Genomic DNA, 12306 nt, shown 5'->3' with positions numbered 1-12306 from the left:
GCGCGAAGACCCCGGTTTCGGCGCGCAACGGCACGGGAGACGGTCGATGTCCTATCGCACTCAGGTTATCACGGTGTTCGGCGGTTCGGGCTTCATCGGCCGCCACCTGATCCGGCGCCTCGCCAAGTCGGGCGCCGTCATCCGCATCGCCACCCGCAACCCGGGCAAGGCCGGCTTCCTGAAGACGGCCGGCGCCGTCGGCCAGATCGTGCCGTTCGCCACCGACTGCACCGACGACGTGTCGGTCGGCCGCGCGCTGCAGGGGGCGGATGTCGCCATCAACCTGCTGGGCGTGCTGTACGAGCGCGGCAGCCAGAGCTTCCAGGGCGTGCATGTCGACGCCGCGTCGCGCATCGCCCGGCTGGCCGCCGCGGCGGGCGTCAACCGGCTGATCCAGATCTCCGCCATCGGCGCCGACGCCTCCTCGCCGTCGGTCTATGCCCGCTCCAAGGCGGCCGGCGAGCAGGCGGTGCTGTCCGCCTTCCCGGCGGCGACCATCCTGCGCCCCAGCATCGTCTTCGGGCCGGAGGACAATTTCTTCAACAAGTTCGCTGCGATGGCGCAGAAGGCCCCGGTCCTGCCGCTGATCGGCGGCGGCAAGACCCTGTTCCAGCCGGTCTATGTCGGCGACCTGGCCGACGCCGTGATCGCGGCGCTGGACAGCGACGCCAGCCGCGGCAAGACCTACGAGCTGGGCGGTCCGCGCATCTACACCTTCCGCGAACTGCTGGAGCTGACCCAGAAGGACATCCAGCGCCACCGCCCGCTGGTGACCATCCCCTGGAACGCCGCCGAGTCGCTGGCCGGCATCCTGGAGAAGGTGCCGGTGCTGGCCCCGGCCCTGACCCGCGACCAGGTGGCATTGCTGAAGCAGGACAACGTCGTCTCGCCGGGCGCGCTGGGCTTCAAGGATCTGGGCATCACCGAGCTGGCGGCCTGCGAGGTGATCCTGCCGACCTACCTGTCGCGCTTCATCGTCGGCGGCAAGTTCAGCGGCCAGACCAACAGCGCGCACTGACAACGCCTGCCGGGCCAAGGCCCGCCAGCAGGCAGGTTCGCGCCCATGCCTCCCGAAAGCCCCGGCCCTGCGCCGGGGCTTTTCCTTTGCCCGGACCATCGGCCTGCTGCCGCGGGCATGGCACGCCTGCTCCAACGCCGCTTGAATTACCCCGCCGCCGCCGTCATGTGGGCGGTTCAACCAGGGCGGGAACGGTGATGACGGGAGCAGAGGATATCCGGGGCGTGTCGGGCCGGATGGCGGAACAGGCATCGGTCGCGCGCTGGGCGACCGTCGCCGCCTTCTTCCTGAACGGCACCGTCTTCGGCGTGTGGGCGACGCAGATTCCGCTGCTGAAGAACCGGCTCGACCTCAGCCCGGCGGTGCTGGGTGCCGCCCTGCTCTGCCTCGCCGTCGGCGCCCTGACGGCGATGATCGCCAGCGGGCCGCTTCTGGGCCGGCTGGGCAGCGCGCCGGTGACGCGGGTGACCGCCCTGCTGTTCGCCGGGCTGCTTCCCCTGCCCTCGCTGGTGCCGGACGTGACGACGCTGTGCATCGTGCTGGCGCTGTTCGGCGCGTCGGGCGGCACCATGGACGTCGCGATGAACGCCCAGGGCGCGCTGGTGGAACGGCGGATGGGCCGGCCGATCATGTCATCGCTGCACGGAATGTGGAGCCTCGGCGGGCTGGCCGGCGCCGGCCTGGGCGGGCTGCTGTTGCCGCTGATGCCGCCGGCGGCGCAGGCCGGGCTGGTGTCGGCCGGGCTGCTGGCGCTGTTCCTGGCCTTGCAGGGGCGCTTCCTGCCCGACCGCAATTCCGGCGGCGGCGGGCTGGTGCTGCCCGACCGCAAGACCCTGCTGCTTGGCCTGCTCGCCGCGATGGCCTTCATGGGCGAAGGCGCCATCCTGGACTGGAGCGCCATCCACCTGCGCGACGATCTGGGGGCGCCGGCTTCCATCGCCGGCATGGGCTTCGGCGTGTTCTGCGCCGCCATGGCGGCCGGGCGGTTCAGCGGCGACCGGCTTCGCCACCGCTTCGGCGGGGCGACGCTGATGCGTGCCGGCGGCCTGCTGGCCACGGCCGGGCTGGGCTGCGTGCTGGCCGGGGGGATCGTCGGAGGGGGAGCGCCGGTGCTGGCGATGGTCGGTTTCGGACTGACCGGGATCGGCCTGTCGAACATCGTCCCGGTGCTGTTCAGCACCGCGGGGTCGGTGGACAGCGGTCATCCCGACCATGCGGTCGCCGCGGTGTCCACCATGGGCTATGCCGGCGTGCTGGCCGGTCCGCCGCTGGTCGGCTTCATCGCCGAGGCCACCAGCCTCGCCACCGCCTTCGCGATGATCGCGCTGCTGGCGCTGGGCATGGCCGCCGCCGCGGCCCGTGCGGTGCCGCGGCGGGTGGTTTAGCTTTTTTGCCCTCAATCGGCGGGCGCGGCCATCCGGCCGCTTGCCTGCGCAGGCATGGGCCTGCGGGGGCCGCAGTCGCGGCCCTCGTCCTTACAGGTAAAGGAACGCCAGCATGCCGGTGCCGACGGCGATGCGGTACCAGCCGAACGGGGTGAAGCCGTAGCGGCCGACGAAGTCCACCAGCGTCCTCACCACCAATGCTGCGGCAATGAAGGCGGTGACGAAGCCGACCAGGATCAGCAGGCCGCTGTCCAGGCTCATCACCGACCAGTTCTTGTAGAGGTCGTAGACGGTGGCGCCGGCCATGGTCGGCACCGCCAGGAAGAAGGAGAACTCGGCCGCCGCCTTGCGGTCGACGCCCATCAGCAGGGCGCCCAGGATGCTGGCACCCGACCGCGACACGCCCGGCACCAGGGCGAGGCACTGGCAGAAGCCGATCTTCAGCGCCAGCGGGGCGGAGAAATTCTCGATCTTGTGGTAGCGGGCGACCGGGATCAGCCGCTCCACCAGCAGGATGGCGATGCCGCCGACGATCAGCGCGATGCTGACCACGGTGGGGTTGAACAGCACCGCCTTGATGACGCCGTGCAGGCCGGCGCCCAGCACCATCGCTGGCAGGAAGGCGATGACCACCGCCATCACGAAGCGCCGGGCGCCGGGATCGTCCTTCAGCCCTGTGGCGACATGCCACAGCCGCTGGAAATAGACCACGCAGATCGCCAGGATGGCGCCGAGCTGGATCACGACTTCGAACACCTTGCCGGGCGGGCCCTCGAAACCCAGCAGTTCGTCCAGCATGATCAGGTGGCCGGTGGAGGAGACGGGGAGGAACTCGGTCAGCCCCTCGATCAGCCCCAGGAGGGTGGCGTCCAGATATTGATCGATCATCATCGCGGCACGCAGCCTTCGGCACGGTGAATGTTGCAGCGCTTATAGCAGGCGGCGGCGGCGGTTGGCGATGGCGTGGGGTCGGTACCCCTATTCGGGCGATAGTCCTGAATTGGGACTAATTTTCTGTCGCGTTTTTGTGACACCCCACCGCCACGCCCACGCATTTCAGCCTTGCGGAAGAAAAGGTCAACAAACCGGACCTATCGGTGTTTTTGTGCTTCCGCGGGGTGGGCGCATGCGTTATATGACGAGCGTCCGCCACTTCGCGGACGTTCGATTTCAACCCATCCGGTCGGTGTAGGCCACAGCCGCAGCCCCCGGTCAGGCCCAGCAAGGCGATGCCCCCGCGACAGCGGGCGGGGCCGCGAAGCAAGGAGCAGACGTCATGGCGAACCAGAAAATGTTGGGCTTCGTGCACACCGCGCAGAAGATGCCCGACAAGCGGTCTGCCGCCGACCGCCGCCAGGACTTCGCCGAGATCTATGCCCGCTTCAGCAACGAGCGCGCCGGCGAGCAGGCCAACCGCTGCTCGCAGTGCGGCGTTCCCTTCTGCCAGGTGCACTGCCCGGTCTCCAACAACATCCCCGACTGGCTGAAGCTGACCGCCGAGGGCCGTCTGGAGGAGGCCTACGAGGTCTCCCAGGCCACCAACAACTTCCCCGAAATCTGCGGCCGCATCTGCCCGCAGGACCGGCTGTGCGAGGGCAACTGCGTCATCGAGCAGTCGACCCACGGCGCCGTCACCATCGGCTCGGTCGAGAAGTACATCAACGATACCGCCTGGGAAAACGGCTGGGTCAAGCCGCGCAAGCCGGCCCGCGAGCTGGGCCTGTCGGTCGGCGTGGTCGGCGCCGGCCCGGCCGGTCTCGCCGCCGCCGAGGAGCTGCGCGCCAAGGGCTACGAGGTCCATGTCTACGACCGCTACGACCGCATGGGCGGCCTGCTGGTCTACGGCATCCCCGGCTTCAAGCTGGAGAAGGACGTCGTCGCCCGCCGGGTCCAGCGTCTGGCCGATGCCGGCGTCATCTTCCATTCCAATTTCGAGGTCGGCCGCGACGCCACCCTGGCCGAGCTGCGCGAGCGCCACGTCACCATCCTGATCGCCACCGGCGTCTACAAGGCCCGCGACATCAAGGCCCCCGGCTCGGGGCTGAAGAACATCGTCCCGGCGCTGGAATACCTGACCACCTCGAACAAGGTCGGTCTCGGGGATTCCATGGAGGCCTATGAGGACGGCTCGCTGAACGCCGCCGGCAAGAAGGTGGTGGTTCTCGGCGGCGGCGACACCGCGATGGACTGCGTCCGCACGGCGATCCGCCAGGGTGCGACCTCGGTCAAGTGCCTGTACCGCCGCGACCGCAAGAACATGCCGGGCTCGCAGCGCGAGGTGGCGCATGCCGAGGAAGAAGGCGTCGAGTTCGTCTGGCAGGCCGCACCCGAGGCCTTCACCGGCACCGATGTCGTCACCGGTGTGCGCGCCGTGCGCATCCATCTGGGTGTCGCCGACGCCACCGGCCGCCAGACCCCGCAGGTGATCGAGGGCTCCGACTTCACCGAGCCGGCCGACCTCGTCATCAAGGCGCTCGGCTTCGAGCCGGAGGATCTGCCGGGCATGTTCGGCTCGCCGGACCTGACCGTCACCCGCTGGGGCACGCTGCTGGTCGACCACCGCACCAAGATGACCAGCCTGGACGGCGTCTTCGCCGCCGGCGACATCGTCCGCGGCGCCTCGCTGGTGGTGTGGGCCATCCGCGACGGCCGCGACGCCGCCGACGCCATGCACGCCTACGCCCAGACCGTCGGCGCGCCCAAGCTGGCCGTCGCGGCCGAGTAAGGCGCTCCGTCTTTCCGCTATCAGAACACCGTCTACCCCAGGGGGCCTTCCCTTCGGCCCCCCAGGTCAACGTCCAGACTGTGAAAGGGTCGTTCCATGACCACCGAGATGAACCAGGGTGAGCAGTTCGTCGCCGATTTCCGCGCCAACGCCGCGGCGCTGACCACTGCCCACGCCTACAATCCGGCCGACGAGCACGACGCCTGCGGCGTCGGCTTCATCGCCGCGATCGACGGCAAGCCCCGCCGCTCGGTGGTCGAAAAAGGCATCGAAGCCCTGAAGGCGGTCTGGCACCGCGGCGCGGTCGATGCCGACGGCAAGACCGGCGACGGCGCCGGCATCCATGTCCAGGTGCCGCAGAAGTTCTTCAAGGACCACGTCAAGATCATCGGCCACCTGCCGCCGGAGAACAATCTGGCGGTCGGCCAGGTCTTCCTGCCGCGCATCAGCCTGGACGCCCAAGAAGCCTGCCGCTGCATCGTCGAGACCGAGATCCTGGCCTTCGGCTACTACATCTACGGCTGGCGCCAGGTGCCGATCAACGTCGACATCATCGGCGAAAAGGCCAACGCCACCCGGCCCGAGATCGAACAGATCATCATCGGCAACGCCAAGGGCGTGTCGGACGAGCAGTTCGAGCTCGACCTCTACATCATCCGCCGCCGGATCGAGAAGGCGGTGCAGAACGAGCGCATCAACGACTTCTACATCTGCTCGCTGTCGGCGCGCTCGATCATCTACAAGGGCATGTTCCTGGCCGAACAGCTGTCCACCTTCTATCCGGACCTGACCGACGACCGCTTCGAGTCGTCCTTCGCCATCTACCACCAGCGCTATTCGACCAACACCTTCCCGACCTGGCCGCTGGCGCAGCCCTTCCGCATGCTCGCCCACAACGGCGAGATCAACACGCTGAAGGGCAACGTCAACTGGATGAAGGCGCACGAGACCCGGATGGAGCATCCGGTGTTCGGCGCCAACATGGGCGACCTGAAGCCGGTCATCGGCGTCGGCCTGTCCGACTCCGGCGCGCTCGACAGCGTGTTCGAGGTGATGGTCCGCGCCGGCCGCAGCGCGCCGATGGTCAAGATGATGCTGGTGCCGCAGGCGCTGACCAGCTCGCAGACCACGCCGGACAACCACAAGGCCCTGATCGCCTACTGCAACTCCGTCATGGAGCCGTGGGACGGCCCGGCAGCACTCGCCATGACCGACGGCCGCTGGGTCGTCGGCGGCATGGACCGCAACGGCCTGCGCCCGATGCGCTACACCATCACCACCGACGGCCTGATCATCGGCGGCTCCGAGACCGGCATGGTCAAGATCGAGGAGAACCAGGTGGTCGAGAAGGGCCGCCTCGGGCCTGGCGAGATGATCGCCGTCGATCTGCAGGCCGGCAAGCTGTTCAACGACCGTGAGCTGAAGGACCATCTGGCCAGCCAGAAGCCCTGGGGCCAGTGGGTCAAGAACACCACCCATCTGGACGAGCTGGTGAAGACCGCCGCGCTGAAGGGCGAGCCGTCGGAGATGGAGAAGGACGAGCTGCGCCGTCGCCAGATGGCCTTCGGCCTCGCCATGGAAGACATGGAGCTGATCCTCCACCCGATGGCGGAGGACGGCAAGGAGGCCGTCGGCTCGATGGGCGACGACAGCCCCATCGCCGTGCTCTCCGACAAGTACCGCGGCCTGCACCATTTCTTCCGCCAGAACTTCTCCCAGGTCACCAATCCGCCCATCGACTCGCTTCGCGAGCGCCGGGTGATGAGCCTGAAGACGCGTCTGGGCAATCTCGGCAACATCCTGGACGAGGATGAGAGCCAGAACCCGGTTGCTGCAACTCGACAGCCCGGTGCTGACCACCGCCGAATTCCACGCCATGCGGGACTATATGGCCGACACCGCGGCGGTGATCGACGCCACTTTCCCGGTCGACGGCGGCCCCGACGCGCTGCGCGACGCGCTGCGCCGCATCCGCCAGGAGGCGGAGGACGCCGTCCGCGGCGGCGCCAACCACGTCACCCTGACCGACGAGGCGATGGGCCCGGCCCGCGCCGCCATCCCGGCGATCCTGGCGACCGGTGCGGTCCACACCCACCTGATCCGCTCCAACCTGCGCACCTTCACCTCGCTGAACCTGCGCACGGCGGAGTGCCTGGACACCCATTACTTCGCGGTGCTGATCGGCGTCGGCGCCACCACCGTCAACGCCTATCTGGCGCAGGAAGCGGTGGCCGAGCGCCAGCGCCGCGGCCTGCTCGGCTCGCTGTCGCTGGAAAAGGCGATGACGAACTACAAGAAGGCCATCGACGACGGCCTGCTGAAGATCATGTCCAAGATGGGCATCTCGGTCATCAGCAGCTACCGCGGCGGCGGCAACTTCGAGGCCATCGGCCTCAGCCGCGCCCTGGTCGCCGAGCATTTCCCGGCGATGGTCAGCCGCATCTCCGGCATCGGCCTGAACGGCATCCAGAAGAAGGTCCTGGAGCAGCACGCGCTGGCCTATGCCGGCGAGGCGCTGCCCCTGCCGGTCGGCGGCTTCTACCGCTTCCGCAAGTCGGGCGACCGCCATGGCTGGGAGGGTGGGATCATCCACACCCTGCAGCAGGCCGTCACCAACGACAGCTACACCACCTTCAAGAAGTATTCCGAGCAGGTGAACAAGCGGCCGCCGATGCAGCTGCGCGACCTCTTGGAGTTCCGCACCACCAAGGCCGCCGTTCCGGTGGACGAGGTGGAGAGCATCACCTCGATCCGCAAGCGCTTCATCACGCCCGGCATGTCGATGGGAGCATTGTCGCCCGAGGCGCACGGCACGCTGAACGTCGCGATGAACCGCATCGGCGCCAAGTCCGACTCGGGCGAGGGCGGCGAGGATCCGGCGCGCTTCCGTCCCGACAAGAACGGCGACAACTGGAACTCCGCCATCAAGCAGGTGGCGTCGGGCCGCTTCGGCGTCACCGCCGAGTACCTGAACCAGTGCCGCGAGCTGGAGATCAAGGTCGCCCAGGGCGCCAAGCCCGGCGAGGGCGGCCAGCTGCCCGGCTTCAAGGTGACGGAGATGATCGCGCGGCTGCGTCACTCGACGCCGGGCGTCATGCTGATCAGCCCGCCGCCGCACCACGACATCTACTCGATCGAAGATCTGGCGCAGCTCATCTATGACCTGAAGCAGATCAACCCGGACGCCAAGGTCACGGTGAAGCTGGTCAGCCGGTCGGGCATCGGCACCATCGCCGCCGGCGTGGCGAAGGCCAACGCCGACATCATCCTGATCTCCGGCAACTCCGGCGGCACCGGCGCGTCCCCTCAGACCTCGATCAAGTTCGCCGGCCTGCCCTGGGAGATGGGCCTGTCGGAGGTCCATCAGGTCCTGACGCTGAACAAGCTGCGCCACCGCGTGCGGCTGCGCACCGACGGCGGCCTGAAGACCGGCCGCGACATCGTCATCGCCGCCATGCTGGGCGCGGAAGAGTTCGGCATCGGCACCGCCAGCCTGATCGCCATGGGCTGCATCATGGTCCGGCAGTGCCATTCCAACACCTGCCCGGTCGGCGTCTGCGTCCAGGACGAGAAGCTGCGCGAGAAGTTCGTCGGCTCGCCGGAGAAGGTCGTCAACCTCTTCACCTTCCTGGCCGAAGAGGTCCGCGAGATCCTGGCCAAGCTGGGCTTCCGCTCGCTGACCGAGGTGATCGGCCGCACCGACCTGCTGCATCAGGTCAGCCGCGGCGGCGCCCATCTCGACGACCTCGACCTCAACCCGCTGCTGGCCCAGGTCGATCCCGGCGAGAACGCGCGCTACTGCACGCTGCAGGGCCGCAACGAGGTGCCGGACACGCTGGACGCCCGCATCGTCGCCGATGCCCGCCCGCTGTTCGAGGAAGGCGAGAAGATGCAGCTCGCCTACAACGCCCGCAACACGCAGCGCGCCATCGGCACGCGGCTGTCCTCGATGGTGACGCGGAAGTTCGGCATGTTCGGGCTCCAGCCCGGCCACATCACCGTCCGTCTGCGCGGCACCGCCGGCCAGTCGCTGGGCGCCTTCGCGGTCCAGGGCATCAAGCTGGAGGTGATGGGCGACGCCAACGACTATGTCGGCAAGGGCCTGTCGGGCGGCACCATCGTCGTCCGTCCGGCGACCAGCAGCCCGCTGGAGTCGAACCGCAACACCATCATCGGCAACACGGTGCTGTACGGCGCCACCGCCGGCAAGCTGTTCGCCGCCGGCCAGGCCGGCGAGCGGTTCGCGGTGCGCAACTCCGGCGCCACCGTGGTGGTGGAGGGCTGCGGCTCCAACGGCTGCGAGTACATGACCGGCGGTACGGCGGTCATCCTGGGCAAGGTCGGCGACAATTTCGGCGCCGGCATGACCGGGGGCATGGCCTACATCTACGATCCGGAGGACTCGCTGCCGCTCTTCATCAACGAAGAGAGCGTCATCTTCCAGCGGGTCGAGGTGGCCCATTACGAGGCCCAGCTGCGCGCCCTGATCGAGGAGCATGTCGCCGAGACGCAGAGCCGTTTCGCCGCCGAGATCCTCAACGACTGGCAGCGTGAACTCGGCCACTTCTGGCAGGTGGTCCCGAAGGAGATGCTGCACCGTCTGGCCGTGCCGGTGACCCTGCCGCGCGCCATCCCGGCGGAGTGACCGACGGCCGAACCTCCGCCCCGCCCTCACCGGCGGGGCGGCGGGCGGATAGGAGAACGGCGCGCCATCCGGCAGGACGGCGCGCCGTTTTCCGTTTCCGCGGGGCGAGGCCTGGCTAAAGGCCCCGCTCCATCACGATGCTGTCGAAGCGGTTGCCGGGCGGGAACTCCATCGAATTCCGGCCGGTCGCCACGAAGCCGGCGGAGGCATAGAACTCCTCCGCCACCAGGCTGGCGTAGCACAGCATCCGCGATGCACCAGCATCGGCGGCATCGGCGAAGCAGCGGTCGAGCAGCGCCCGTCCGACGCCGCGGCGCAGCCAGCCGGGATGGGTGGCGAAGTGCCGGACATGGGCCAGCCCGGCTTGCTGCGGACGCACCGGCTCACCCGGCCAGTCGAAGCTCCAGCCGCCGGAGCCCACCGGCGTGCCATCCGCGGCCTCCGCCAGATAATAGGTGCCGGCGCCCAGCAGCGCCGGATTCGACCGGGTGATGATGGGCAGCACCCGGTCCATGACCTCGGGCGGATAGCCGGCCGGCATCAGGGCCGGGTAGGAGGCCGACAGCACCCGGTCCACCGCCGCGGCATCCTCCGGCCAGGCGGTGCGGACGGTAAAGCTCACGGTTCAAATTCCCACGGCTCATCCTTGGCCGCCGCGGTCCAGTCCCGCATCGCCGGCAGCGCCAGCACGGCGTCCATATAGGCGCGCGACACCGGCGAAACCGCGACGCCATAGGTCTCCAGCCGCGTCACCACCGGGGCGAACATGGCGTCGGCGATGGTGAAGGCGCCGAACAGGAAGGGACCGCCGGCCGGGACGCCGAAGCGGGTGCGGGCATCGGCCCACAGCGCCTCGATCCGGGCGATGTCGGCGGCGGTCGCCTCGGTCATGCCCTGGCCCTTGCGGTCGCGCTTGAGGTCCATCGGCATGGTGGTGCGCAGCGAAACGAAGCTGGAATGCATCTCCGCCGCCACCGAGCGCGCCACCGCCCGCGCCGCCCGGTCCGCCGGCCACAGCCCGGCCTCCGGCGCCAGTTCCGCCACATACTCGCAGATCGCCAGCGAATCCCAGACGGTCAGCCCGTCATGGATCAGGGCGGGCACACGGCCCGACGGCGAATGCTCGGCGATGCGCGCGGCGCTGTCCGGCTGGCGAAGGACGATCGGGGTCTCGGCGAAGGCGATCCCGGCCTGCTTGAGGACCAGCCATGGACGCAGCGACCAGGACGAATAGGCCTTGTTCCCAATCACCAGGGTCGGGTCGGACATCGGACGGCACCTTTCGCGCGAAGGAATAGGATGGGAACGGTTGGAGCGACGGATTGCGCCTTCGCGCAACCGCTCCCCCCTTCTTACGCCGGCACGAGGTCCTGGGGAACCCGCGGCGCGTGCGCGACACGGTTGCGGCCGTCGCGCTTGGCCTCGTAGAGCGCCATGTCAGCGGCATGGACGAGGTCGGGCCAGTTCTCCCCCAGCCGGACGACCTGGGCGACGCCGATGCTGGCCGTCACCCCCAGCGGGTTTCCCTGAAGCTGGAACGGGATCGCCTGGATCGCCTCGCGGATCCGCTCGGCGACCGGCAGCGCGTCCGATGTCCGCAATTCCGGCAGGAACAGCAGAAATTCCTCCCCGCCCATCCGCGCCAGCACATCGTCGGAACGCTTCAGGTTGCGCAGCGTCGCCGCCACCGCGACCAGTACGGTGTCGCCGGCGGCATGGCCGAACCGGTCGTTGATCCGCTTGAAATGGTCGAGGTCGATGCAGAAGACGGTGTCGCCGGGACGCAGATGGCCGGGCAGCATCCGTTCCAGCCAGCGCCGGTTGCCGATGCCGGTCAGGCTGTCCAGCTCCGCCATCAGGCTCAGCTTGCGCTCCGCCCGGTCGGTGGCGACGCTGTAGATCAGGATCGAGACGGCGAAATTGCCCAGGATCTGGATGAAGAACTCCCAGGCCAGCCAGGGCACGAAATCCGCGACGAACAGGATGACCACAGCACCGAGCAGGAACGACGCCCCGCTGAGCGCCAGCACCGCCGCCAGCGGCCGGCAGGACGGCAACTGCTCGACCCGCCGGAGCCGGGTCACGATCCGCGCCGCCAGCATCAGGCAAAGCGCCGCATTCAGATGAAAAAAGGCGGCGCGGAGCTGGTTGTCCAGGTGGAAACCGGTCGCCCAAGCGGCGATCAGGACCGAAAGCGGATAGAGCGCCAGCAGGCGCCACCCCCGCGGCAGGCGCCCGGACCGCAGGCGTTCGATCCCCAGCGCCAGCAGCCCATGCCCGACCACGCCGAGCAGCAGGCTGCCCAGGGTCCAGACGAACTTCGGCAGCATGGCCTGCTCGCCGAATCCGGCCAGGGCGCCGCCGGTCCCCACCAGGGAAAACGCCGCCGCCAGCGTGCCGAATCCCGATGCGGGGACGTTTCGCAACCGCGCGAGCAGAAAGACGGCCGCCCCCACCAGAAGTGATGACTGGTACAGAAACAGCACTGTGGCGATGTCGAGCACAATCATGGACGGCAACGCCGGTTGATGAT

Annotated in this window: 7 protein-coding genes and 1 pseudogene; 4 read left to right on the top strand and 4 right to left on the bottom strand. The window is 68.7% G+C overall.

The features are described 5' to 3' along the window. Positions 1-46: 46 nt before the first annotated feature. Together ACWPN3_RS24385 and ACWPN3_RS24380 are read left to right on the top strand one after the other, a co-directional pair. The gene (locus ACWPN3_RS24385; RefSeq protein WP_492239822.1) at positions 47-1018 is read left to right on the top strand and encodes a complex I NDUFA9 subunit family protein; all 972 of its coding nucleotides are present in this window, start codon (positions 47-49) and stop codon (positions 1016-1018) included. A gap of 197 nt (positions 1019-1215) precedes the next feature. Then, positions 1216-2403, top strand: a complete 1188-nt coding sequence (locus ACWPN3_RS24380; protein WP_492239821.1) for an MFS transporter — start codon at positions 1216-1218, stop codon at positions 2401-2403. Between the two features lie 90 nt (positions 2404-2493). Here ACWPN3_RS24380 and ACWPN3_RS24375 read toward each other — a convergent pair whose 3' ends face one another. Further along, on the bottom strand, positions 2494-3294 hold the full coding sequence (locus ACWPN3_RS24375; RefSeq protein WP_109095962.1) for an undecaprenyl-diphosphate phosphatase: 801 nt from the start codon (positions 3292-3294) through the stop codon (positions 2494-2496). Positions 3295-3679: 385 nt separating this feature from the next. Between ACWPN3_RS24375 and ACWPN3_RS24370 the strand changes: the two genes are divergently transcribed. After that, positions 3680-5128: an NAD(P)-dependent oxidoreductase gene (locus tag ACWPN3_RS24370; protein ID WP_492239820.1), complete on the top strand. Its 1449-nt coding sequence runs from the start codon at positions 3680-3682 to the stop codon at positions 5126-5128. A gap of 96 nt (positions 5129-5224) precedes the next feature. Then, positions 5225-9773 (top strand): annotated as a pseudogene (gene gltB, locus ACWPN3_RS24365) (glutamate synthase large subunit). A 115-nt stretch (positions 9774-9888) separates the two neighbouring features. Here gltB and ACWPN3_RS24360 read toward each other — a convergent pair. The 3 genes from ACWPN3_RS24360 to ACWPN3_RS24350 all read right to left on the bottom strand — a co-directional run bounded on the left by ACWPN3_RS24360 (position 9889) and on the right by ACWPN3_RS24350 (position 12283). Beyond that, positions 9889-10395 carry a GNAT family N-acetyltransferase gene (locus ACWPN3_RS24360; protein WP_492239818.1) on the bottom strand — a complete coding sequence of 169 codons (507 nt, stop codon included), beginning with the start codon at positions 10393-10395 and terminating at the stop codon, positions 9889-9891. Continuing rightward, entirely contained in the window at positions 10392-11042 is a 651-nt protein-coding gene (locus ACWPN3_RS24355) for a glutathione S-transferase family protein (protein WP_492239817.1), read from the bottom strand. The genes ACWPN3_RS24360 and ACWPN3_RS24355 overlap by 4 nt, the downstream gene beginning before the upstream one ends. Positions 11043-11125: 83 nt before the next feature. After that, on the bottom strand, positions 11126-12283 hold the full coding sequence (locus ACWPN3_RS24350) for a GGDEF domain-containing protein (RefSeq protein WP_492239816.1): 1158 nt from the start codon (positions 12281-12283) through the stop codon (positions 11126-11128). Between the last annotated feature and the right edge of the window lie 23 nt (positions 12284-12306).

This window comes from Azospirillum sp. UENF 111221 (assembly GCF_058780625.1).
This window is presented reverse-complemented; position numbering and strand designations above follow the sequence as displayed.